The sequence below is a fragment of the Halomonas sp. THAF12 genome (assembly GCF_009363675.1).
GTDB classification, from domain to species: domain Bacteria; phylum Pseudomonadota; class Gammaproteobacteria; order Pseudomonadales; family Halomonadaceae; genus Halomonas; species Halomonas smyrnensis.
On the sequence record NZ_CP045399.1, the window covers coordinates 765057 to 788222 of the forward strand.

The window sequence follows — 23166 nt, forward strand, 5'->3', positions numbered from 1 at the left end:
TGAAGGTGAAGGTGAACAGGGGCAAGGGGGCATGCGTCAGGACGCAAGGCGGCGTTGCAGGTCGCGATGCTCGCCGCGCACGTGCTCGATGGCGGCCACCGACAGGTAGTGGTCCACGCGCTCGCGCACGTGGGCGATCAGGGCGTCGTCGCTCAACGCCGCGGACCAGTCCTCGCCGCGCCGCCGCGCATCCTGCGCCCGTCGATGGCTGGCGCGCCACTTGGCGCACCAGGTCAGCGACCAGAGCCACATGGCGCGCCGGCACGCCAGCAGGGTCTCGACCTCCCCCGCGAGCCCGGTGGCCGCGAGCCAGTCGCGGTAGAAGGCGGCCACCTCCCCGGGCGCCAGCTCGGCACGGCTATGGAGATCCCAGGTGGTGGAGGTGTAGAGGCTGGCGTGGGCCAGGTCGAAGCCGACCAGGCCGTAGCGGCACTTCTCCAGGTCCACCAGCACCGCGCGACCGTCTTCGGTGATCAGGAAGTTGCCGGGATGGGCATCGAAGCTGATCAGGCGGGGCTCGGCCCCGGGGCCGGGTGGCAGGCGGCGGGGCAGGGCGGCCAGCTCGGCCTCGATCGGGGCACGGGCCGCGTCCGGGAAATCCGCCTGCTCGAGGAAGCGCGCCTGCTCGTCCAGCTCCTCGCGCATGGCGGCCCAGGGATCCGCGGGCGAGAGCAGCGGCGCCCGGGCCTCGGCCGCAGGGACCGCCAGGGTGTGGAGGCTGGCCAGCGCCTCGGCGAGGCGAGGCAGGTCCTCGGGCAGGCGCGCCGGGCGGCCGCGGACGGCATCGACCAGCAGCCCGCCCCGGGGCAGCGTCGGGTCCGGCGGCAGCAGGCCGTGCAGCGCGGGGGCGTGGCCGCCGCGGCTGGCGCGGGAGAAGCAGGCCGCCTGGTAGGCGAGGTTCGCCGCGGGGTCGAGGCGCATCTGGCTCTGCTTGGGCAGTCGCGCCACCCAGTCGCCCCCGGTCCGCTCGAGCCACAGATGGTGGTGGGCGAGGCCCGTGTCGGCCATCGGGCGCAGCGCCGCGATGCCCGCGTCGAGGCCCGTGCGGGCCAGGGCCGCGGCCACCGGGTCGCGGAGGGTCGACGGGACCCGCGGCGTGTCGCGGCGAGAGTCAATGTCCGGCATGACGCTCCTTGTTCGGGGACGATGGTCATGGATGGTCGCATGAGGGCGTCTCACCTTACACGCACCTCGACGATGCGGCTGCACGCCCGCCTGGCCCGCAGGAGATCACGCCAGTGGGCCGGCGCCGGGTCTCCGTCGCGCCATGGGCCGAGCGGCGACGACAGACGGCGCAGCGATCGGCCGCAGGGCGCGAGTCGCAGCGGGCAACGAGGGGGAGGGCATCGGCGCATCTCGGCGAGGCTCGTGGCGTCATCGACGGGGCGTATGCCTTGCGCGGCCGACCGCGTGTCGCGGCGATGCCGCTCTCTGGCGGGGGGAAGGCCCACGCCGAGCCTTCTTCGGGTGCGACGACTACACTGATCGGCAGGTGCCAATGATAGGGATCTTGCGCGGTGTGGCCAGCCCTCACCCGTATGCCGAGAGCCCGGGCGAGGTGCCCATGATGTTTCGATCGTCCCTGCCGCATCGCGTGCTGCTCTGGTTCAGCCTGGCCTGCCTGCTGCTGGGCGGGCTCGCCGCCTGGCAGGCGAGCGCCCAGCAGGAGCGGGGCACGGCCCTGGTGATGACGCTCGACGGCGCCATCGGCCCGGCCACCGGCGACTACTTCCTGCGCGGCCTGGAGATCGCCGCCGAGCGCGAGGCGCGGCTGGTGGTGGTACGGCTGGACACGCCCGGGGGCCTCGACGCCTCCATGCGCGACATGATCTCGGCGATGCTGTCCTCGGAGATTCCGGTAGCGTTCTATGTCTCGCCCGGCGGCGCCCGGGCGGCCAGCGCCGGCACCTACCTGCTCTATGCCAGCCACGTGGCGGCCATGGCGCCGGCCACCCATCTCGGCTCGGCCACGCCGGTGCAGATCGGCGGCGGGGGCGGGCTGCCCGGCATCGGCGAGCCGGAGGCGCCGGACGACGCCGATGCGCAGGATGCGGCGCCCGCGTCCGACGGCAAGGGTAAGCCGGCCGCCGCGACGGAGGGGAGCGACGTGGCGCGCGACGAGGCTGGCGAGGCCTCGGCCGGGGAGGGCGACGACACGGCGGCGGGGGATCAGCAGGCCGCCCCCAAGCGCCGCGGCGAGACCGCCATGGAGCGCAAGGTGCTGGAGGACGCCGTGGCCTATATCCGCTCGCTGGCCGATCGCCACGGCCGCAACGCCGACTGGGCCGAGGACGCGGTGCGCGAGGCGGTCAATCTCACCGCCCGGGAGGCGCTGGAACGAAACGTCATCGACGTGCTGGCGAGCGACCTCGACGACCTCTTCGCCCAGCTCGACGGCCGCGAGGTGGTGATGGAGAACGGCACCGTCACGCTCCAGACCGCGGACCTGGTCGTCGAACGCTTCGATCCCGACTGGCGCACCCGGCTGCTGGAGGTGATCACGAACCCCAACGTGGCCTACTTCCTGATGATCATCGGCTTCTACGGCCTGATCTTCGAGCTCTCCAATCCCGGCAGCCTGGTGCCGGGCACCATCGGCATCATCTGCCTGCTGCTGGCGCTGTTCGCCTTCCAGGTGCTGCCCGTCAACTATGCCGGCCTGGCGCTGATCCTGGTGGGGCTGGGGCTGATCGTCGGCGAGGCGCTGATGCCCAGCTTCGGCATCCTGGGCATCGGTGGCATCGTGGCCTTCGTGATCGGATCGGTGATGCTCATGGACGCGGATACCCTGAATATTTCCCTGCCGCTGATCGGCGGCGTGGCCCTGGTGGCGGCGGGCCTGATGCTGTGGGTGATGACCCGCTTCCTGGGCCTGCGCCGGCGCACGCCGCGCACCGGCCAGGAGGAGCTGATCGGCACCGAGGCGGTGGCGCTGGAGGACTTCCAGGGCGACGGCCATGTGCGGCTGCACGGCGAGCGCTGGAACGCCCGCAGCGAGCAGCCGCTGCGCCGCGGACAGACGGTGCGGGTGGTCGCCATCGACGGGCTCACCGTCGACGTCGAGCCGCTTCGGGCCGCGGCCGCCGAGCGCCGATAGCGCGTGATGTCTCGACCCCGAGACCGATACGTCCCTGAAACCGATACGTCCCTGAAACCGATACGCCCTTGAAACCGAAAGGAGACACGACATGCTGATTTCCTATCTCGTGCCGCTGGTATTGGTGCTGATGCTGATCGCGGCCTCGATCCGCATCCTGCCGGAGTACAAGCGCGGCGTGGTGTTCTTCCTCGGGCGCTTCCAGGCGGTGAAGGGGCCGGGGCTGTTCATCATCATTCCGGGCATCCAGAAGATGCAGGTGGTCGATCTGCGGGTGATCACCATGGACGTGCCCGAGCAGGACGTGATCTCCCAGGATAACGTCACGGTGAAGGTCAACGCGGTGCTCTACTTCCGGGTGGTGGACCCGGAGCGGGCGATCATCCAGGTCGAGCACTACGTCAACGCCACCAGCCAGCTGGCCCAGACCACGCTGCGTTCGGTGCTCGGCAAGCACGACCTGGACGAGATGCTCTCCGAGCGCGACCGGCTCAACGACGACATCCAGGAGATCATCGACGCCTCGGCGGAGAGCTGGGGCATCAAGGTGGCCAACGTGGAGATCAAGCACGTCGACCTGGACGACAGCATGATCCGCGCCATCGCCCGCCAGGCCGAGGCGGAGCGCGAGCGCCGCGCCAAGGTGATCCACGCCGAGGGCGAGCTGCAGGCCTCGCAGAAGCTGCTCGAGGCCGCCAACGTCATGTCCGCCAATCCGATGGCGCTGCAGCTGCGCTACCTGCAGACCATGAGCGACATGAGCAACAAGAACGCCTCGACCATCGTGGTGCCGCTGCCCATCGACCTGGTGGACGCCTTCAAGTCGATGGCCGGCGCCGTCGGTGACCAGGGGAATCAGTGATGGCAGGCGGCAGCATGAACAGTCATCGTGTCCTCGGGGCTGATCCGTCGACAGGTCTGCGAGGGGCGCTGTGAACCCATCCGTGGGCGCTACTTTTGCCATCCATGGCAAAAACCCCCTCTACGACCTGTCCCCGGCGCCCCTCGTCGATCTTCGGGTCTCGCCGGATGCAGCGATCCGGCGGGTCTGGTAGACTCCCGCGCTCCTGACGGGATAGCCGGATCAGCCCGGTGTCTCGTCGATCCAACGCAAGGGAACCGACATACCGTGATGCCCTCTCGTTCCGGGCTGGCCACGCCGCCCTAGCCTTTCCCTCCCGAATTCGGGCCGCGATGATGTCGTCACGATGTCATCGCGGCCGGGCATCGTCTCGATGTCCTGGGCGCCCCGCGCCCGCCTTGCACCGTCAGTCTCTTTCCAGCAGCGCCACCGCGCGCTCGACAGGCCTCGGCGCTCGACCGGCGCCACGGCATCGGCCTCCTCGCGAGGCCGGGAAGGGCTGCGCATGACACGACCCTGACGCCTTCATGGCATCCACCTCCACCCTCGACTGGACCGCAGCATGACTCGATCCCTCAAGCAAGACTGGTTCTCCAACATCAAGGGCGATCTCCTGTCGGGCATCGTCGTCGCCCTGGCGCTGATTCCCGAGGCCATCGCCTTCTCGATCATCGCCGGCGTCGATCCCAAGATCGGCCTCTACGCTTCCTTCTCCATGGCGGTGATCATCGCCTTCGCCGGCGGCCGGCCGGGCATGATCTCGGCGGCCACCGGCGCCATGGCGCTGCTGATGGTCACGCTGGTCAAGGAGCACGGGCTCGAGTACCTACTGGCCGCGACCCTGCTCACCGGCGCGCTGCAGATCGTCGCGGGCTACCTGCGCCTGGCCGACCTGATGCGCTTCGTCTCGCGCTCGGTGGTGACGGGCTTCGTCAACGCCCTGGCGATCCTGATCTTCATGGCGCAGCTGCCGGAGCTGACCAACGTCACCTGGCACGTGTATGCCATGACCGCGGCCGGCCTCGGCATCATCTACCTGTTCCCCTACCTGCCGGTGATCGGCAAGGCGCTGCCGTCGCCGCTGGTGTGCATCCTGGTGCTGACCGCCGTGGCCATGATCACCGGCCTCGACATCAACACCGTGGGCGACATGGGCGAGCTGCCCGACACCCTGCCGGTGTTCCTGTGGCCGGACGTGCCGCTCAACCTCGAGACCCTGTCGATCATCTTCCCCTACGCCATCATGCTCACCGTGGTGGGCCTGCTGGAGTCGATGATGACCGCCACCATCGTCGACGACCTGACCGACACCGAGAGCGACAAGAACCGCGAGTGCAAGGGCCAGGGCATCGCCAACATCGGCACCGGCCTGCTCGGCGGCATGGCGGGCTGCGCGATGATCGGGCAGTCGGTGATCAACATCAAATCCGGCGGCCGCGGTCGCCTCTCGACCCTGTTCGCCGGCGTGATGCTGCTGATCATGGTGGTGTTCCTCTCCGACTGGGTGTCGCAGATTCCCATGGCGGCGCTGGTGGCGGTGATGATCATGGTCTCCATCGGCACCTTCAGCTGGGCCTCGATCCGCGACCTGAAGAAGCACCCACTGTCCTCCAACCTCGTGATGCTGGCCACCGTGGCGGTCACGGTGGGCACCCATAACCTGGCCATGGGCGTGTTCGTCGGCGTGCTGCTGGCGGCGCTGTTCTTCGCCAACAAGGTCGGCAACATCCTCTACATCGGCGTCGAGCAGGCCGAGGCGGGCCGCCGCCGCGTCTATCGCGTGGTGGGGCAGGTGTTCTTCGCCTCCTCCGAGCGCTTCGGCCGCGCCTTCGACTTCAAGGAGAGCGTGGAGAAGGTCACCATCGACCTGTCACGGGCGCACTTCTGGGACATCACCGCCGTGCAGGCGCTGGACCGGGTGGTGATCAAGTTCCGCCGCGAGGGCACCGAGGTCGAGCTGGTCGGCCTCAACGAGGCCAGCGCCACCATCGTCGACCGCTACGCCATCCACGACGACCCGGAAGCCGTCGAGAAGCTGATGGGCGGCCACTGAGCCGCCCGTCGGCGGCCGCCCCTGTGACGGGGCGGCCGGATGGTGTAGAACGAAAGCCAGACAATCCACGCCAGCTTCAGGACAGACAGATGACAGAACAGGTGATGGCCGCCATCGACGGCTCGCAGTTTTCCGAGGGCGTCTGCGACTACGCCGCCTGGGCCAGCCTGGCGCTCGAGGCGCCGCTGACCTTCCTGCACGTGGTCGACAATCATCCGCAGACCGCCGAGGCGGATCTCTCCGGCAACATCGGGCTCGGCTCCCGCGAGCATCTGCTCGAGGAGCTGTCGCAGCTCGACGAGCAGCGCGCCAAGGTGGCCCAGGAGCAGGGCCGACTGATGCTCAAGGCGGCCCAGGAGCGCGCCGTCGCGGACGGCGTGGCGGAGCCCGGCAGCCGCCAGCGCAACGGCACCCTGGTCGAGACCCTCGCCGAGCTGGAGGACGAGATCCGCCTGCTGGTGGTGGGCAAGCGCGGCGGCAGCGCCCATCAGGACAGCGAGCACCTGGGCTCCAACCTCGAGCGGGTGGTGCGCGGCCAGCATCGACCGATCCTGGTGGTGCCCCAGGCCTTCAAGCGCCCCGAGAAGGTGATGATCGCCTTCGACGGCAGCAACACCACGCGCAAGGGCGTCGAGCTGCTGGCGAAGAGCCCGCTGTTCTCCGGCATCGCCTGCCACGTGGTGATCGTCGGCGCCGAGACCGGCGACAACCGCTCCCAGCTCGACTGGGCGCTCTCAACCCTGCGCGAGGCCGGCCATGAGGCCGAGGGCGCGATCCGCGCCGGCGAGGTGGAGGAGACCCTGCGTGCCTACAAGCAGGAGCACGACATCGATCTGGTGGTGATGGGCGCCTACGGCCATTCCCGCATCCGCCACCTGCTGGTGGGCAGCACCACCACCGAGATGCTGCGCCACGCCAGCGAGCCGGTGCTGCTGCTGCGCTGAGCCGCGTCTTCGCTCTTCAGGGCCCCGCCACGGCGGGGCCTTTTCGTGTCATCGTGCCCCGCAAGCGTTGTGCGTCGGCACCGGGCGCACACCATGAGCCATCGCCCCGCGGGGGCCCCTGGCGCTGCCCGGCGTGGCCCGGGGCGTGCCGCGTCAGGCCGCCGACACCCGACGGCCCAGCAGCCGGTCCAGCGACAGCGCGCCGGGGCCGCGCAGCAGCAGGGTCAGCAGCCCCGTGGCCCAGAGGCCGTGGGTGACCCAGGCATCGGGATAGACGAAGGTCTGGATCAACAGCGTCATGATCAGCAGCCCCAGGGCGGCCAGGCGGGTCGCCAGGCCCGCCCACAGCAGCAGCGACAGCACGAACTCGGCCAGCGTCGCCAGCCAGGCGGCGAGCACCGGCGAGATCAGCGGCAGGGCGTACTCGTGCTCGAACAGGAAGAAGGTGCTCTGGCTGATGGTGACGCCGTCGACCTTGGTCAGCGCCGAGCGGAAGAAGACGCTGCCGAGCACGAGGCGTGCCAGCAGGGCCACGAGATCGACGGGCAGCCGATCGAGGGCCGGCTCCAGGCGTCGATAGTAGAACCTGAGCGGTGATATCGGCATGTTCATGGGGCGGCCTCCTCGTTCGGCTCGTCATCATCGGGCGCGGCATGGCGCTCGCACAGCGCGCCGAGGCCGAGCAGGGTGCCCAGCGCCTCGCCGGCCGCCGTCTCGCCGTGGGCCTCGGCGACCGCCGCCAGCGCATCGCCCAGCGCCGTGTCTCGAGGCGCCCGAAGTCTGCCATACAGCGCGGCGGTGACGGCGTCGACGGGCGTCAGCAGCACCTGCTCGCCGCGGCGCACCGCCAGCCAGTCCTCCTCGCCGGCGGCGACGGATTCGCCCGGCGCCTCGCTGCGCTCCAGCCGCTGCCACAGCGCGCCCACCGCGAAGCGACAGCGCACCCGCCGGGTGGCCGGCCGCGGCGTCACGCAAAGGCGTGCCGGGTCGGGATGCTCGGCCAGCCGGGTGGCGTCCAGGACCGGCGCCTCGGCGGCAGGGCCGACGTCGAGCCGGGCGCGCTCCAGCCGGCAGACGTCGCTCGCGTAGCGATAACCGGCCAGCGGCGGCAGGTCGTCGAGGAAGTCGGCGAAGCCGGCGCCGTAGTGAGACAGCCGCGGCTCCCGGGGCAGGTGATCGCGGGCGTAGTCGCCGGCCGCGGCGGCGAAGTAGCGCGGGCCGAGCAGCGTGCGGGTATGGGGAAAGGCGGTGGCCAGCGCCTCGATCAGGCTCTGGCGCACGTTGTTGCGATAGACGTCGAGCCCGGCGGGCCGGCCCAGCTCGGCGGCCCCGTCGTCCATGGGAGCGGCATCAGGGGCGGCATCGGGAGTGCGCAGGGCGGCGGCGAAGCGTCGCTGCCACTCGGCCAGGGCGCTCATGCCGGCATCCTCGTCAGCGTGGCCGTCGATGCCGCCGGCAGGTCGGCGTCCCGATGAGCGCGGGCCCGCTCGGCCTCCTCGAGCCAGCGCTCCAGCGTCGGCACCTCGGCGTCCCACTCGATCAGGGTCGGCGCTTCGGGGGCGGAGGGTGCCCAGCGGCGATACAGCGACCAGACGGCCTCGGTGACCGGGCCGGCGTGATCGTCGATGCGCAGCGGCGGGTCGACGGCGGTGTCCAGGCTGTGGCCGGCCAGGTGCAGCTCGCCCACGGCATGCCAGGGCAGGGCGCCCAGGTAGGCGTCGAGGTCGCGGTTCAGGTTGAACGCGCTGATATAGGCATTGTTGAGATCCAGCAGCAGCCCGCAGCCGGTGCGGGCCACCAGCTCGGTGAGGAAGTCGGCCTCGTCGAGGGTGTTGATCGGGATCGTCACGTAGAGGCTGGGATTCTCGATCAGCAGCCGGCGCCCCAGGGCCTGCTGGACGATGTCGATATTGCGGGCGAGCAGCGCCAGGCTCTCCTCGGTGAGCGGCACCGGCAGCAGGTCGTTGTAGCAGTCGCCGTCGAGCCGGCTCCAGGCCAGGTGTTCCGACACCAGCGCCGGCTGGAGCCTGTCCACCAGCCGGGCGAGCCGCGCCAGATGAGCCGCATCGGGGCGCGCGGCGCCGCCCAGCGACAGCCCCACGCCGTGCACCGAGAGCGGGTAGCGCTCGGCCAGGGCCTGGAGCCGCTCGCGGTCGGGGCCGCCGGCGCTCATGTGGTTCTCGGCGTGCAGTTCCAGGAAGTCCGCACGCCGGGGCGCGGCGAGCAGCGCCGGTGCATGCTGCGGCTTGAGGCCGATGCCCACGGCACCGGGGGGCAATGAGAGGGAAGAGGGCAGCGACATGGCGATCTCCTCGGGGGCCGGCCCGCCGCGCGGCGGGCCGGGAGGGCTTCCGATCGGGGCTGGGCTCAGGGACGCTCGACCTCGCTCAGGCTGCCCATGCCGTGGGGCGTCTCGATGCTGGTGCAGGTGCCTTCCGGCACCAGCGTCCAGGCGTTGCCCTGGTAGTCCACGGTGGAGGTGCCGGCGCAGGTGGTGCCCGGGCCCGCCTTGCAGTCGTTCTGGCCGGCCAGGGCCACGCCGTAGCACTTCTCCATGGCTTCGCCTTCCTGGGCCTGGGCGGCGCTCATGACGCCCGCCTGGGCGATGGCGGTGGTGAACACGGCAGCCAGCATGGTGGAACGCTTCATGGGATCTCTCCTCTGGGTCGTCGGGTGCGCTCTTGGCGATGTCGCGTTGCGCCCTTCTCTGTCGGGTCGCCGGGGAATGGCTTACAGCGCGACGAGCGCTCGGCGGCCGCGATGCCGACGAAGACAGGGGATGCATGAAGGTTGCGCCGTCAATGCGAATGATATTTCTGATCAGGTTTTAAAAGTTGGCGAATATCACTGTTATGAGGAAGAATTTTGGTGAGCATGACGGATCGTCCGCCCTCGTGCTGCGGTAAGATCATGGGCCCTTCATTCCTCGACTTCAGGAGCGATGCCATGACCATCCAGCGCCATGACACCAAGGCCCGCATGAGCCGTGCCGTGATCCACAACGGCGTGGCCTACCTGTGCGGCCAGGTGGCCGGCCCCGAGGCCCGCGAGGGCGACATCACCGCGCAGACCGAGAGCATGCTGGCGCGGGTCGATGCGCTGCTCGCCGAGATCGACTCCGACCGCGAGCATCTGCTCTCGGCGACGATCTACCTCAAGGACGGTGGCGACTTCGCGGCCATGAACGCCGTGTGGGACGCCTGGGTGCCCGAGGGCCATGCCCCGGCCCGCACCTGCGTCTGTGCCCCGATGCCGGCCGATGAGCTGCGCGTGGAGATCACGGTCACCGCGCTGGTGAAGGACGCCTGAGCCGGCGTTCGAGCCGCCGCTCCCAGGAGCGGCCATGAAACGGAAAAAGGCCGACGCGAACGCGTCGGCCTTTTTCGTTGGCGGGACGGCGGGGGGATCGGTTCAGCGCAGGCAGGGGTCTTCCTGCGGCACCTCCCGCGGCCTGAGCCGGCGCGAGAGCGCATCCACGGCGATGTTGAGGCCGGCGGTGACCAGCAGCAGGAAGGCCGCCGTGTCGAACATCAGGTACTGGAAGTTCTCGTCGATGTAGTAGCCCAGCGTCGCCACCCCCAGCATGCCGAGGATCGCCGTCTCGCGCAGGATCACCTCGGCGCGGTAGTAGAGCAGGGCCAGCAGGCTCGGATAGACCCGCGGCAGCAGCTCGTAGGCCAGCCGGCCCGAGGCGGGCAGCCCCGGCATGCCGGGCTCCAGGCCGTCGGCGTGGCGGGCGACGAGGAAGGCGATCAGGGCGCCGTTGTGCAGCGCCAGGGCCAGCCAGGCGGGCAGCAGCGAGGGGCCGAGCAGCAGCAGGAAGACGAAGGCCAGCATCAGCTCCGGCGTCGAGCGCAGCAGCACCAGCAGCCCGCGGCCGGCCAGCCGGCTCGCGGGATGGCCGAAGTGGCGGCTGGCCAGCGGCCACAGCGCCATCGCCACCAGCAGCGCGCCGACGGTGCCGAGCAGCGCCAGCAGCAGGGTGTTGCCGATGGCCGGAGCGAGCTCGGGGATGCTGGCGAACCAGTCGACCAGCCCCGCCCCGTCGCCGGCCAGCAGCGGCGCGGGCCACAGGTCCTGGCTGACGAAGCGCCACAAGAGCCCGCCGTCCACCGCCGGCCAGGGGCCGAGCAGGAAGGCGCCGCCGACCAGCAGCAGCGGCACCAGCCGCCGGTGGCTCCACCAGGGCAGGGTGGCGATCAGCAGGTAGAAGCACCACAGCAGGGCGCCGGCCTCCGGGTAGCGGCCCTCGCGGAAGGCCGTCTCGAGCTGGAAGCCGAGCGTCGGCAGGCCGACGAAGCCCAGCAGCACGCTGGCGCGCAGGCCGCATTCGAAGCGGTAGCGGGTGTAGGCGGCGAGCTGGGTCCAGGCCAGCGGCAGCTCGGCGTAGAGGAAGCGCGACAGCCGGCCGACGCCCGGCGGCAGGGCATCGGCCGGTGCGCGCGGGGTCTGCTCGAGGATCTCGGCGAACACCTTGGCGAAGATGCCGGCGTAGGGAATCGCCAGCGCCGCCAGGGCGGTCAGCGCCGAGAGCCCGAACACCTGCAGGAACAGCAGCGCCCAGAACAGCTCGTGGATGGCGCGCACGAAGGCGCAGCCGGCGCGCACCAGCCGCGAGCGGGCGAACAGCAGCGCCAGCGGGAAGCCCAGCACCACGCCCGCGAGCGTGCCCCACAGCGCCACCGAGACGGTCAGCCCCAGGGCGTGGAAGGGCGACTCGACGGAAGCGAAGTCGGGCCAGGCCAGGCCCTGGAGCATCCGTCCGAGTTCCGTCCAGGGGTCGCGGGTGACCACCGACAGATCGGCCAGCGGCGCAAGCAGCAGCGCCAGGGCGATCAGCGTCAGGGTATGGCGGGCCAGGCGCGGGCCCGTGGCGCGGCCGGCCAGCCAGGCCGGCCGGCGCGGCAGGGCGGCATCGCTCATGCGCGCCCCCGGGAGCAGGGCAGGGACGCCGGCGAGGGCGCCGCGGGCTCGGGCGCCTCGGCTGACGCGGCGGTATCGTCGGCGTCCGGGTAGAGGGCGTCGAGGTCGTCAAGGCTCAGCGTGGAGGCCGGGGCGTCGATCACCAGCCGGCCGTCGCGCAGGCCCCAGACGCGGTCGAAGCGGGTCAGCGCCAGCTCGCGCTGGTGCAGGGCGATCACGCTGGTGGTGTGGCGCTGCTCGATCAGTCCCAGCAGGCGGTGGGCCTGGTGGGGATCGACGCTGGCCACCGGCTCGTCGCCGAGGAACACCTCCCGCTGCTGGTAGAGCGCCCGGGCGATGGCGGTGCGCTGGCGCTGGCCGCCGGACAGCTGGCCCACGGGGCGGCGCATCAGCCCGTCCAGGCCGACCCGCTCGCACAGCGCGGCCACCTCGCCCCAGGGGCCGCGCAGCGGCCGCACCAGGTTCCACAGGTTGGCCAGCGCCGAATGCTCGGCGAGCCGGCCCATGTAGACGTTGTGATAGACCGCCAGCCCCGGCACCAGGCCGTGATGCTGCGGGCACCAGGCGACCGCCCCGCCAAGCCGCTCCCGCAGCGCCGCCAGCAGCGTGGACTTGCCGGCGCCGCTGGGCCCGAGCAGGGCGACGCGCTCGCCGCGCGCCAGGTGCAGATGCACCCGGGGCAGCACCACCCGCTCGCCGTGGCCGAGATCGACCCCGTCGAGCGTCAGCAATGGCTCGTTCGTGTGTTCCGTCGGCGCCATCAGCGCAGCAGGCCGAGCTCTTCCGCCACGTCCTCGATCGGCGCGTACATGGCGTTGTCGGCGGGGATGAAGGCCGAGCGCGGGAAGCTGTCGAGCAGCGCGGGGTCGTCCATCTCCAGCAGCGCCGCGCGGACCCGGTCGGAGAAGCCCTCGCCGTAGCGCTCGTCGGCGTCGCCGCGCAGGGTCCACTGGTAGTCCGGGTAGCTCGGCGTGGTCCAGATCACCTGCACCTGGTCGGTGTCGACGCGGCCGTCCTCCACGGCGGCGTCCCACACCGCGTAGTTGACCGCGCCCAGCTCGTAGGTGCCGGCCTCGACCAGGGCGATGGTGCGCGAGTGGTCACCGGAGAAGCCGACCCGGGAGAAGATCTCGTCCGGCGCCTCGCCGAAGCGCTGGCGCAGGTAGTGCTCGGGCATCAGGCGCCCGGAGGTGGAGGTCTTGGAGCCGAAGGTGAAGCTCATGTCCTCGACCGCGTCGGGCAGCTCGTCCCCGTCTTCCAGCCCCGTCGACCGGTGAGCGATGAAGTAGGTCTCGAAGGCCGCGTCCTCGGCGCCCTGGGCGATGGCCCGGGAGTCCGGCACCAGGCGGCGCGCCTGGACGCCGGAGAGACCGCCGAACCAGGCCAGCTGGACCTGGTCGTTGCGGAAGGCGGTGACCGCCGCGCCGTAGGACTTCACCGGCACGTACTCCACCTCGACGTCGAGCCGCTCCTCGAGGTAGTCGGCGACCTTGGAGAAGCGCTCGACCAGACGCGACTGGTCCTCGTCGGGAATGGCGGTGAAGCGGAAGGTGTCGGCGGCCGCACCCTGGGCGAGCAGGGCGAGGGCGGCGGCGGAAGCGGCGATCCAGCGCATGGGCGGTCTCCTGGAAGGAATCGGGAGGGGTATTGTTGTGGCTGGTGGCGGGCATGGCAAGTCCGTCGACCGGGAGCCATTGGACCAAAGGCGCATGACGCGGGGGTGTGGTTGGGCTTACACTCTCGCGATAAATGTCAGACATTTTTGCGCCGACGCCACTCGGCCATGGGGAGCGATCGATGAGTCTCGAGGCACTGGGCCCGCATCAGGGCGATGCCGATGCGCTGGCGCGGCGGCTGGCCCGGGCGCTGCTGGGCGGCGACTGGCAGCCCGGCGACGCCTTCCCCAAGGAGCTGGACATCGCCGCCCACTGCGCCGTCAGCCGCAACCTGGTGCGCAATGCCCTGGCCAGCCTGACCGCCGCCGGCCTGCTCGAGCGCACCGCCGGGCGCGGCACCCGGGTGCGCGAGGTCGGCGACTGGCACCTGCTCGACCCGCAGATGAGCGACTGGCTGGTCGGCCTGGCGAATCCCCAGCCGCAGCTGGTGCGCGAGCTGCTGGCCTTTCGCTACTCCGCCGAGCCGGTGGTGGCGGAGCTGGCCGCCCGCGCCGCCGGCCCCGACGATCTGGCCCGCCTCGAGGCGGCCTTTCGCGGCATGGCGGCGACCGCCGACGCCTCGCAGCAGGCCGCCCAGCACGTGGAGTACGACGTGGCCTTCCACGAGGCCATCTACGAGGCCAGCCACAACCTGATCTGGCGCCAGATGGGCCACCTGCTGCGGCCGTCGATCCTGGCCCTGGTACAGCACTCCCAGCGTCCCGCCCGCGGCGACGACGGCCTCGGCGACAGCCTGGAACGCCACGGCGCGGTGCTCGAGGCGATCAGGGAGGGCGACGGACCGCGCGCCGCCCGGGCCGCCCGCGAGGTGCTGGGCCGCACCGCCCGCGACCTGGGCGTCGACACCGAGACCGGCGCCCGCACCGACTGATACCGGCGGTCGCCCCGCGGCGGCCGTTCATGCTTGACCGTTCATGCTTTCAGAAAGGAGCCATCCATGAAGATCACCCGACTCAAGACCTGGCAGGTGCCGCCGCGCTGGCTGTTTCTCAAGATCGAGACCGACGAGGGCGTCTACGGCTGGGGCGAGCCGGTCATCGAGGGGCGCGCCGCCACCGTCGAGGCCGCGGTCCACGAGCTGTCCGACTACCTGATCGGCCAGGACCCGCACCGCATCGAGCACCTGTGGAACACCCTGTACCGCGCCGGCTTCTACCGCGGCGGGCCGATCCTGATGAGCGCCATCGCCGGCATCGACCAGGCGCTGTGGGACCTCAAGGGCCGCGACCTGGGCGTGCCCGTACACCAGCTGCTGGGCGGCGCCGTGAGGGACAGGATGCGCATGTACGCCTGGACCGGCGGCGACCGGCCGAGCGACGTGGGCGAGGGCGCCAGGGCGCTGGTCGACCAGGGCTTCACCGCCTTCAAGATGAACGGCACCCCGGAGCTGCAGATCGTCGATTCCCACAAGAAGATCGACGAGGCCGTGGCGCGGGTCGCCGAGGCCCGCGAGGCGGTGGGCCCCGACGTCGGCATCGGCATCGACTTCCACGGCCGCGTGCACCGGCCCATGGCCAAGGCGCTGCTGCGCGAGCTGGAGCCCTTCCATCCGATGTTCGTCGAGGAGCCGGTGGCCCCCGAGCACCTGCCCTGCCTCAAGCACATCGCCGGCGGGCTCGGCTATCCGCTGGCCACCGGCGAGCGCCTGCACACCCGCTTCGAGTTCCGCGACCTGCTGGCCGACGGCATGATCGACATCGTCCAGCCCGACCTCTCGCACTGCGGCGGCATCAGCGAGGGCCTGAAGATCGCCGCCCTGGCCTCCGCCCACGACGTGGCCATGGCCCCGCACTGCCCGCTCGGCCCGCTGACGCTCGCCACCTCGCTGCACGTGGATGCGGTCAGCCACAACGCCTTCATCCAGGAACAGAGCATGGGCATCCACTACAACAAGGACAACGACGTGCTCGACTACCTGGTCGACAAGTCGGCGCTCGGCATCGAGGACGGCTTCTGCGCCATTCCCCAGGGGCCGGGGCTGGGCGTGGAGATCGACGAGGCCTTCGTCGAGGAGCGCGCCAAGGTGGGCCACCGCTGGCGCAACCCGGTGTGGACCCATGACGACGGCTCCATCGCCGAATGGTAAGCGAGGCCGAGATGACGCAAGCGATTTCCACGCGACTGGCCTGGGTCGCCGTCGACTGGGGCTCCAGCAACCTGCGCGCCTGGGCCCTGGGCGCGGGCGGCGAGGTGCTGGCCGAGGCCGAGGCCGCCCGCGGCATGCTGGGTCTGGCCCCGGCCGACTATGAGCCGGCGCTGCTGGCCGTCATCGGCGACTGGCTGCCCGCCGAGGGCCGCGTCACGGTGCTGGTCTGCGGCATGGCCGGCGCCCGCCAGGGCTGGCGCGAGGCGCCTTACCGGCCGGTGCCCACCGCGCTCGATGCCCTGGCCGAGGGCGCGGTGCGCCCGGCCGTCGAGGACGCGCGCCTCGACGTGCGCCTGCTGCCCGGCCTGTGCCAGGGCGCGGACGCCGGCGGCTTCGACGTGATGCGCGGCGAGGAGACCCAGCTCGCGGGGCTCGCGGCCCTCGCGCCCGGCGTCTCCGGCCTCGTGTGTCTGCCCGGCACCCACGCCAAGTGGGCGACGCTCGAGGGCGGGCGCGTGCAGGGCTTCCACACCTACCTGACCGGCGAGCTCTATCGCCTGCTGGCCAGTCAGTCGGTGCTGGCCCACTCGCTCTCCGAGGACGATCTCGAGGACCCGGCCTGCCGCGAGGCCTTCACCGCCGCCGTGGCCGAGGCCGCCGCCGCGCCGGAGGCCTTCACCCGGACGCTGTTCGGGCTGCGCGCCATGGACCTGCTCGACGACGCCCTGCCGGCCGGCGAGGCCCGCGGCGCCGTGCTGGCGGCCAGGCTCTCCGGGCTCGCCATCGGCCTGGAGCTGGCCGGTGCCTGCCGGGATCTCACCGCGGGCCAGAGCGTGCGGCTGATCGGCGGCGAGGCGCTGTGCCGCCGCTACGCCCTGGCGCTCTCGGCGCTGGGCCACTCGAGCGAGATCATCGCCAACCAGCGCGCGGTGCTGGCCGGCCTCGGCCTGGCCCAGGCCGCCCTCGCACACGCTTCCCCTGACCATGACTGAACAGGAGTCTCGTCCCATGTCCCTTCCGCTGATCGGTATCCTGCGCGGCATCACCCCCGACGAGGCCGTCGACGTCGGCGAGGCGCTGCTCGCCGCCGGCCTCGACCGCCTCGAGGTGCCGCTGAACTCCCCCGAGCCGCTGGAGAGCATCCGCCGCCTGGCCGAGGCGCTGGGCGATCGTGCCGCGGTGGGCGCCGGCACCGTGCTGACGCCCGAGCAGGTGCGCGACGTGCACGCGGCCGGCGGCCGGTTGATCGTGTCGCCCAACTGCCGCCCGGCGGTGATCGAGGAGACCCGCCGGCTGGGCATGGCGTCCTATCCCGGCATCGTCACGCCCTCCGAGGCCTTCGACGCCCTGGACGCCGGCGCCACGGCGCTCAAGCTGTTCCCGGCGGTACAGGTCGGTATCGAGGGCATGAAGGCGGTGCGCGCCGTGCTGCCGGCGGGCACCGCGCTCTATGCCGTGGGCGGCATCGGCGTCGACAACTTCGCCCAGTGGCGGGCCGCCGGCGTCGACGGCGCCGGGCTCGGCAGCGCCCTCTACAAGCCCGGCCTCGGCGCCGAGGAGGTCGGCGAGCGGGCGCGCCAGCTGGTCGAGGCCTGGCGGGCCGCGGATCCGGCGGCATGAGCGAAGCGGCGCGTGTGGCGGCGGCAGGCGGCTGCGAGCTGGGCGAGGGGCCCCAGTGGCACGCCGCGTCCGGCCGCCTGGTGTGGTGCGACATCCTCGGCCGGCAGCTGCACTGGCTCGAGGTGGCAAGCGGCGAGACCGGCGTGATCGACCTCGACCACATGGCCTCGCTGGCCGCGCCGCTGGACGACGGCGGGATGCTGGTGGTGGGCGAGGATCGCCTGAGCCGCCTGGACCCCGCCTCCGGCGCGATCGAACGGCTGATGGGCTTCGAGGCCGACAACGCCGCCACCCGCAGCAACGACGCGCGGGTGGATCGTCATGGCAGCCTGTGGCTGTCGAGCATGGGCCGGGGCGCCGAGGACGGCGCGGGCAGCCTCTACCGGCTGCATCGCGGCGAGCTTTCGCGGCTCAGGACCGGGCTGACGATTCCCAACGCGATCTGCTTCTCGCCTCAGGGCGAGCACGCCCACTTCGCCGACACGGCGCGCGGCGTCGTCTATCGTTGGGCGCTGGACGCCGAGGGCTGGCCGGTCGGCGAGCCCGAGCCGTGGGGGGACGTCACTCGGCGCGAGGGCAATCCCGACGGGGCGGTGATCGACGCCGAGGGCGCCATGTGGCTGGCGCTGTGGGGCGCCGGCCGGGTGGTGCGCCTGGACCGCAAGGGCCGCGAGATCGGGGCCATCTCCGTTCCCGTCTCCCAGCCCTCCTGCCCGGCCTTCGGCGGCCCGGGGCTGGCCTCGCTCTACATCACCACCGCCCGCGAGGGCATGAGCGCCGAGCAGCGGGCCCGCGAGCCCGGCGCCGGCGATCTGTTCGTCGCCGATCTCGCGGTGCCGGGGCTCGCCGAGCCGACGCTGCGATTGAGCTGATACCGGGCATCTCTCATGGGCGCCGGGGACAAGGCTAAGCGAGGTTCTTTTGCCCATGGGTGAGGCGGATTCCGCCGAACGGGCTGGCCAGGGAAGGCCAGCACCGGTCTTGCAAGTGGAGCAGGATGCGATAGCGAAGCAGGGCAAAAGAAGCGCCCAAGGATGGGTTTACAGCGTCCTCGTGGTGGTCCGGCACCCCGGGGCTTGTTGCCGGATCAGCCCATCCTCAAACAGCCAATCAGGCACTGCAAATCTTCTTCAGCCGGCGTCGCCCATCGGATAGCGGGTCTCGCGCAGGCTGTCCTTGATCTTCTTCAGGTGGGGCAGGAAGTCCTCGCCGCGGCGCAGGGTCACGCCGGTGGCCAGCACGTCGATCAGCGCCAGCTGGATCATGCGCGAGGTCATCGGCATGTAGTGGTCGGTGTCCTCCGGCGCCGAGACCGCCAGGGTCTCGGTGCACTCGTCGGCCAGCGGCGAGTCCGGCGCGGTGATGCCCAGCACCACGGCGCCGTTGTTGCGCGCCACCTGGGCGATGTCCACCAGCTCGCGGGTGCGGCCGGTATAGGACATGATCACCACCACGTCACCGGTGTGACAGGCGGCGGCGATCATGCGCTGCATCAGCACGTCGATGTAGGCCGACACCGGGATGTTGAAGCGGAAGAACTTGTGCTGCGCGTCCTGGGCCACGGCGCCCGAGGCGCCCAGGCCGAAGAAGTGCAGCTGCTTGGCCTGGGTCAGGTAGTCGACCACCCGCTCGACCCGCGCCGGGTCGACCTCGCGCCGGGCGATGTCCAGTGCCGCGATGGTGGCACCGAAGATCTTGCCGGTGTATTCGGCCGCGGCATCGCCGGGTTCCACCGCCTGGCTGACGTAGGGCGTGCCGCCGGCCAGGCTCTGTGCCAGCTTGATCTTGAAGTCCGGATAGCCCTTGGCGTCGAAGCTGCGGCAGAAGCGGTTGACCGTGGGCTCGCTGACCGAGGCCGCATGGGCCAGGCTGGCGATGCTCATGCTGGTGGCGGCGGTGGGGTCGGCGAGGATGACGTCGGCGACCTTGCGTTCGGATCGGTTGAGCTCATCGAGGCGACGGCGAATGCGGTCCAGCAGATCGTGACTGACCATGCGCGAGGGAGTCTCCGTGAAGCGGTAGCGGCGTCGGTCGCCGCCGGTGTGTCGATATGATGTGGTGATTTAACTACATTATGTCCACTATCCTAGCGCGCGCGGGCGGGTAACGGCCAGCCGTGACCGCTCGGGCCTCTCCGCATTTAGTAGTAATTTTACAGAAGTTTTTGGAGATGGTCGGCGCGATAGGCTATTATTTTGTTAATTTAACCAGATGAGGGTGGTCATGAGCCAACACAAGCGGCCCCAGGAAGGAGGCTCCTTCGGCGATTTCGGCACGGCAATCGATCTGGCCCTGTTCGGAGCGCTCGGCGATCTGGCCCAGCGCAAGCTCTTTCCGGCGCTCTTCCACCTGGAGCGCGAGGGGCTGCTCGATCCCGCCACGCGGCTGCTCGGGCTGGCCCGTCAGGAGCTGGACGTGGACGCCTTCAAGGCGCGCGTCGAGAAGTCCCTGAAGACCTACGTCAAGGCCGAGGAGCTCGACCGCGAGGCGCTGGCCCGCTTCATGGCGCGGCTCGACTTCCTGCAGCTCGACTTCACCAGGCCCGAGGGCTACGCCGGCATCCGCGAATGGCGCCAGGGCGCCGAGCATCCGATGGTGGTCTACCTGTCGGTGGGAGCCAAGATCTACGGCGACATCTGCCGTCACCTGGACGCCAGCGGCAGCCTCGACGCCACGAGCCGCGTGGTGGTGGAGAAGCCGATCGGCCATGACCTCGCGTCCTCGGCCGAGGTCAACGACGCCATCGGCGCGGTGTTCCCCGAGTCGAGCATCTACCGCATCGACCACTACCTGGGCAAGGAAACGGTTCAGAACCTGATCGCGCTGCGCTTCGCCAACCCGCTGTTCGGCACCCAGTGGAACCAGAACCATATCTCCCACGTGGAGATCACGGTGGCCGAGAAGGTCGGCATCGAGGGGCGCTGGGGCTACTTCGACGAGGCCGGTCAGCTGCGCGACATGGTGCAGAACCACCTGCTGCAGCTGGTGTGCCTGATCGCCATGGACCCGCCGGCCAACCTCGACGCCGACGCCATCCGCGACGAGAAGGTCAAGGTGCTCAAGGCGCTCAAGCCGTTCACCGACGAGATGCTGGGGCGCGACGTGGTCCGCGGCCAGTACATCGGCGGCACCATCGACGGTCAGTCCGTGCCGGGCTACCTCGACGAGGAAGGCGCCAACACCTCGAGCCACACCGAGACCTTCGTGGCGATGAAGACCGAGGTGGCCAACTGGCGCTGGGCGGGCGTGCCCTTCTACCTGCGCACCGGCAAGCGCATGCCGGGCAAGATGTCGCAGATCGTTATCCACTTCCGCCAGCAGCCGCACTACATCTTCGATCCGGACCAGCGCGACCTGGCCGCCAACAAGCTGGTGATCCGCCTGCAGCCGGAGGAGGGCATCGCGCTGGAGGTGCTGACCAAGGACAGCGGCCTGGACAAGGGCATGCGCCTGCGCCGCGGCCCGCTGCACCTGGACTTCAACAGCGCCTTCCCCAAGGCGCGGATCCCGGACGCCTACGAGCGCCTGCTGCTCGAGGTGATGAAGGGCCAGCAGTACCTGTTCGTGCGCCGCGACGAGGTCGAGCACGCCTGGCAGTGGTGCGACAGCCTGATCGAGGCCTGGAACAACCGCGCCGAGCCGCCGCGCCGCTATCCGGCGGGCTCCTGGGGCCCGGTGGCCTCCATCGCCATGATCACCCAGGACGGCCGCAGCTGGTATGAAGACTACTAAGCCCGGCAGGAACGAGGACGATTGAGATGAGCCAATCCCGTGAGCAACTGGCCCGGCAGCTCGCCGAGGCCGTGGCCGAGGCCCTTCGGGCCGACCTGGCCGAGCGCGAGCGCGCCCTGCTGGTGGTGTCCGGCGGTTCCACCCCGGTGCCGTTCTTCGAGGCCCTGGCCGCCATGGACCTGCCCTGGTCCCGGGTCGACGTGACCCTGGCCGACGAGCGCTGGGTCGCGGAAGACGCCGACGACAGCAACGCCCGCCTGGTGCGGGCCCACCTGATGCAGGGGCCGGCCGCCGCGGCCACCTTCGTGCCGCTGACCAGCGCCGCCGCCACCCCCGAGGAGGGCGTGGCCGAGGTCGGCGAGCGCCTCGCGGCGCTGTCCTGGCCGGCCAGCGTGGTGATCCTGGGCATGGGCGGCGACGGCCACACCGCCTCGCTGTTCCCGGACAGCCAGGAGCTTGGCCTGGCGCTGTCCACCGCCGATTCGGTGGTGGCGGTGCGCACGCCGAGCCAGCCCCAGCCGCGCATCACCCTGAGCGCCGACCGGCTGCACCGCTGCCCGCGTCACTTCCTGCACATCACCGGCGAGGAGAAGCGCACGGTGCTGGGCCGTGCGCTGGCCGGCGACGACACCCGGGCGCTGCCGATCCGCGCCTTCCTGGCCGGCCCGCTCGGCATCTACTGGGCGCCCTGAGCCCCGGACCCCTTTCTGGAGCCATGACCATGACCATCGACAAGCAGCTGCCTTCCACCCGCACCACCGAGATCGACAGCATCTGCCTCAAGGCCGAGGTGATCCCGGTGCTCGCCATCCAGCGCGTGGAAGATGCCGTGCCGCTGGCCACCGCCCTGGTCGAAGGCGGCCTCAGCGTGCTCGAGGTGACCCTGCGCACCGACTGCGCGCTGGAGGCCACCCGCCGCATCAAGGAGGCGCTGCCCCAGGCCAGCGTCGGCATCGGCACCGTGCTGACCCCGGCGCAGTATCGCCAGGCCGAGCAGGTCGGCGCCGACTTCGTGGTGACCCCGGGCACCACCGAGGCGCTCTATCGCTACGGCGTGGAAAGCCCGGTGCCGATGCTGCCCGGCGTGGCCACCGTCTCCGAGCTGATGATCGGCTGGCAGTACGGCTATCGCCGCTTCAAGTTCTTCCCCGCCGAGGCCAGCGGCGGCGTCAAGGCGCTCAAGGCCTTCGCCGGCCCGATCCCCGAGGCGCGATTCTGCCCGACCGGTGGCATCAGCCTGGACAACGCCGGCGACTACCTGTCCCAGCCCAACGTGATGTGCGTGGGCGGCTCCTGGCTGACGCCGAAGTCGCTGGTCGAGGCCGAGGACTGGAACGCCATCCGCCGGCTGGCCCAGGAGGCCGCGGAGCGTTTCCACCACTGAGTCTTTCGGTCGACCCTATCGGGTTCTCTCTCGACAGCCACTGGCTGTCCTTGCGCCCCGGCCATCATGGCCGGGGCTTTTTTCGTGCACCACGGGCGATCAGGGCGGGGCGTGTCGCGTCCACGGCGGTGCGCGGCCCGCGCTCTCGGGGCATAGACGTTAGTCTAATGCGTGTGAAATCAGCGTGATGGAGAAGTTGGCCCGCCCCTTGCTTTGTCTGGGTGACGTCGCCCGCGTCGCGGCGCCCGTCCCTTCGACAACACGAGGAAGCGACCCATGAACGATATCGCCCCGCTTACCCTGCTCGCCCAGGATCGGCTGACGCTGGCCAGTGGCCTCGAGAGTCGGGACCTGCAGCGCTACCGCCGGCTCGCCCAGGCGCTGGCCAAGCGCCACGCCGACATCAGCCGCGTGGTGGCCGGCCTCGGCGCCGAGTGCGAGCAGCAGCTCGAGGCCCTGACCGAGGCCGCCGAGCGCATGGAGCTGACCGCCTGCGTCAGCCGCGACGAGGCGTCCGCGATTCCCGCGGTCGAGGCCATGGGCGTCGACCAGGCGCTGAAGGAGGCGCTGGACGCCGCCGACGAGGCCAGCCGCCTGTCGCGCCTGCTGCTGGACACCAACGCCACGCCGGAGCTCGAGACGGCCCTGCTGGCCTTCGCCCGCCACAAGCAGCAGGAATGCAGCCAGCTGCGCGAGTGCCTGGCGGTGCACGTGAAATAGCCCCCACACGACGCTCGCCCGAAGACGACAACGCCCCGGCAGGCCGTCATGGCCTGCCGGGGCGTTGTC

Annotated in this window: 23 protein-coding genes; 14 read left to right on the plus strand and 9 right to left on the minus strand. The window is 70.9% G+C overall.

The window, feature by feature from the left end; all coding sequences use genetic code 11:
• Window positions 1-36: 36 nt before the first annotated feature.
• Complete coding sequence (locus FIU88_RS03460; protein ID WP_152478202.1) at window positions 37-1125, minus strand: aminoglycoside phosphotransferase family protein; 1089 nt, start codon at window positions 1123-1125, stop codon at window positions 37-39.
• Between the two features lie 442 nt (window positions 1126-1567).
• On the opposite strand from FIU88_RS03460, the gene FIU88_RS03465 reads away from it, so the two are divergent.
• The 4 genes from FIU88_RS03465 (at window position 1568) to FIU88_RS03480 (ending at window position 6956) form a co-directional block, all read left to right on the plus strand.
• Window positions 1568-3097: a nodulation protein NfeD gene (locus FIU88_RS03465; protein WP_152480113.1), complete on the plus strand. Its 1530-nt coding sequence runs from the start codon at window positions 1568-1570 to the stop codon at window positions 3095-3097.
• A 91-nt stretch (window positions 3098-3188) separates the two neighbouring features.
• Window positions 3189-3959 carry a slipin family protein gene (locus tag FIU88_RS03470; protein WP_016855728.1) on the plus strand — a complete coding sequence of 257 codons (771 nt, stop codon included), beginning with the start codon at window positions 3189-3191 and terminating at the stop codon, window positions 3957-3959.
• Window positions 3960-4521: 562 nt separating this feature from the next.
• Window positions 4522-6012, plus strand: a complete 1491-nt coding sequence (locus FIU88_RS03475; protein ID WP_152478203.1) for a SulP family inorganic anion transporter — start codon at window positions 4522-4524, stop codon at window positions 6010-6012.
• An 89-nt stretch (window positions 6013-6101) separates the two neighbouring features.
• A complete protein-coding gene (locus FIU88_RS03480) occupies window positions 6102-6956 on the plus strand; it encodes a universal stress protein (protein ID WP_152478204.1) in 855 nt (284 codons plus the stop codon).
• A gap of 153 nt (window positions 6957-7109) precedes the next feature.
• Here the strand turns inward: FIU88_RS03480 and FIU88_RS03485 are convergent, their stop codons facing one another.
• The 4 genes from FIU88_RS03485 to FIU88_RS03500 form a co-directional block, all read right to left on the minus strand.
• Complete coding sequence (locus FIU88_RS03485; RefSeq protein WP_152478205.1) at window positions 7110-7568, minus strand: DoxX family protein; 459 nt, start codon at window positions 7566-7568, stop codon at window positions 7110-7112.
• Window positions 7565-8374, minus strand: a complete 810-nt coding sequence (locus FIU88_RS03490) for a DNA-binding domain-containing protein (protein WP_152478206.1) — start codon at window positions 8372-8374, stop codon at window positions 7565-7567. The genes FIU88_RS03485 and FIU88_RS03490 overlap by 4 nt, the downstream gene beginning before the upstream one ends.
• A complete protein-coding gene (locus FIU88_RS03495; protein WP_152478207.1) occupies window positions 8371-9258 on the minus strand; it encodes a DUF692 domain-containing protein in 888 nt (295 codons plus the stop codon). The genes FIU88_RS03490 and FIU88_RS03495 overlap by 4 nt, the downstream gene beginning before the upstream one ends.
• A 65-nt stretch (window positions 9259-9323) precedes the next feature.
• Window positions 9324-9605 carry a DUF2282 domain-containing protein gene (locus FIU88_RS03500; protein WP_152478208.1) on the minus strand — a complete coding sequence of 94 codons (282 nt, stop codon included), beginning with the start codon at window positions 9603-9605 and terminating at the stop codon, window positions 9324-9326.
• A 297-nt stretch (window positions 9606-9902) separates the two neighbouring features.
• On the opposite strand from FIU88_RS03500, the gene FIU88_RS03505 reads away from it, so the two are divergent.
• A complete protein-coding gene (locus FIU88_RS03505) occupies window positions 9903-10265 on the plus strand; it encodes a RidA family protein (RefSeq protein WP_152478209.1) in 363 nt (120 codons plus the stop codon).
• Window positions 10266-10367: 102 nt separating this feature from the next.
• On the opposite strand, the gene FIU88_RS03510 is transcribed toward FIU88_RS03505, so the two are convergent.
• The 3 genes from FIU88_RS03510 to FIU88_RS03520 are packed head-to-tail and all read right to left on the minus strand — an operon-like array spanning window position 10368 to window position 13494.
• On the minus strand, window positions 10368-11879 hold the full coding sequence (locus FIU88_RS03510; RefSeq protein ID WP_152478210.1) for an ABC transporter permease: 1512 nt from the start codon (window positions 11877-11879) through the stop codon (window positions 10368-10370).
• The gene (locus FIU88_RS03515; protein ID WP_253742701.1) at window positions 11876-12610 is read right to left on the minus strand and encodes an ATP-binding cassette domain-containing protein; all 735 of its coding nucleotides are present in this window, start codon (window positions 12608-12610) and stop codon (window positions 11876-11878) included. Before FIU88_RS03515 ends, FIU88_RS03510 begins: the two co-directional genes overlap by 4 nt.
• A 29-nt stretch (window positions 12611-12639) precedes the next feature.
• Window positions 12640-13494: a putative selenate ABC transporter substrate-binding protein gene (locus FIU88_RS03520; protein WP_152478212.1), complete on the minus strand. Its 855-nt coding sequence runs from the start codon at window positions 13492-13494 to the stop codon at window positions 12640-12642.
• A gap of 182 nt (window positions 13495-13676) precedes the next feature.
• Here FIU88_RS03520 and FIU88_RS03525 point away from each other — a divergent pair, with 182 nt between their 5' ends.
• The 5 genes from FIU88_RS03525 to FIU88_RS03545 all read left to right on the plus strand — a co-directional run bounded on the left by FIU88_RS03525 (window position 13677) and on the right by FIU88_RS03545 (window position 18133).
• Entirely contained in the window at window positions 13677-14426 is a 750-nt protein-coding gene (locus FIU88_RS03525; protein ID WP_152478213.1) for a FadR/GntR family transcriptional regulator, read from the plus strand.
• 66 nt (window positions 14427-14492) lie between these two features.
• Complete coding sequence (dgoD, locus tag FIU88_RS03530) at window positions 14493-15641, plus strand: galactonate dehydratase (RefSeq protein WP_152478214.1); 1149 nt, start codon at window positions 14493-14495, stop codon at window positions 15639-15641.
• Between the two features lie 11 nt (window positions 15642-15652).
• A complete protein-coding gene (locus FIU88_RS03535; RefSeq protein WP_152478215.1) occupies window positions 15653-16633 on the plus strand; it encodes a 2-dehydro-3-deoxygalactonokinase in 981 nt (326 codons plus the stop codon).
• Between the two features lie 16 nt (window positions 16634-16649).
• The gene (locus tag FIU88_RS03540) at window positions 16650-17261 is read left to right on the plus strand and encodes a 2-dehydro-3-deoxy-6-phosphogalactonate aldolase (RefSeq protein WP_152478216.1); all 612 of its coding nucleotides are present in this window, start codon (window positions 16650-16652) and stop codon (window positions 17259-17261) included.
• Complete coding sequence (locus FIU88_RS03545) at window positions 17258-18133, plus strand: SMP-30/gluconolactonase/LRE family protein (RefSeq protein WP_172977652.1); 876 nt, start codon at window positions 17258-17260, stop codon at window positions 18131-18133. Before FIU88_RS03540 ends, FIU88_RS03545 begins: the two co-directional genes overlap by 4 nt.
• Before the next feature lie 258 nt (window positions 18134-18391).
• Here FIU88_RS03545 and FIU88_RS03550 read toward each other — a convergent pair whose 3' ends face one another.
• Window positions 18392-19255, minus strand: a complete 864-nt coding sequence (locus tag FIU88_RS03550; protein ID WP_016855744.1) for a MurR/RpiR family transcriptional regulator — start codon at window positions 19253-19255, stop codon at window positions 18392-18394.
• A gap of 229 nt (window positions 19256-19484) precedes the next feature.
• On the opposite strand from FIU88_RS03550, the gene zwf reads away from it, so the two are divergent.
• From zwf to FIU88_RS03570, 4 genes are all read left to right on the plus strand, one after another.
• The gene (gene zwf / locus FIU88_RS03555) at window positions 19485-20993 is read left to right on the plus strand and encodes a glucose-6-phosphate dehydrogenase (RefSeq protein ID WP_152478217.1); all 1509 of its coding nucleotides are present in this window, start codon (window positions 19485-19487) and stop codon (window positions 20991-20993) included.
• A gap of 26 nt (window positions 20994-21019) precedes the next feature.
• Window positions 21020-21685 carry a 6-phosphogluconolactonase gene (gene pgl, locus FIU88_RS03560; protein WP_016855746.1) on the plus strand — a complete coding sequence of 222 codons (666 nt, stop codon included), beginning with the start codon at window positions 21020-21022 and terminating at the stop codon, window positions 21683-21685.
• 29 nt (window positions 21686-21714) lie between these two features.
• A complete protein-coding gene (locus FIU88_RS03565; protein ID WP_026068526.1) occupies window positions 21715-22377 on the plus strand; it encodes a bifunctional 4-hydroxy-2-oxoglutarate aldolase/2-dehydro-3-deoxy-phosphogluconate aldolase in 663 nt (220 codons plus the stop codon).
• A 276-nt stretch (window positions 22378-22653) separates the two neighbouring features.
• Window positions 22654-23097 carry a hypothetical protein gene (locus FIU88_RS03570; protein WP_152478218.1) on the plus strand — a complete coding sequence of 148 codons (444 nt, stop codon included), beginning with the start codon at window positions 22654-22656 and terminating at the stop codon, window positions 23095-23097.
• The last annotated feature ends 69 nt before the right edge of the window (window positions 23098-23166 follow it).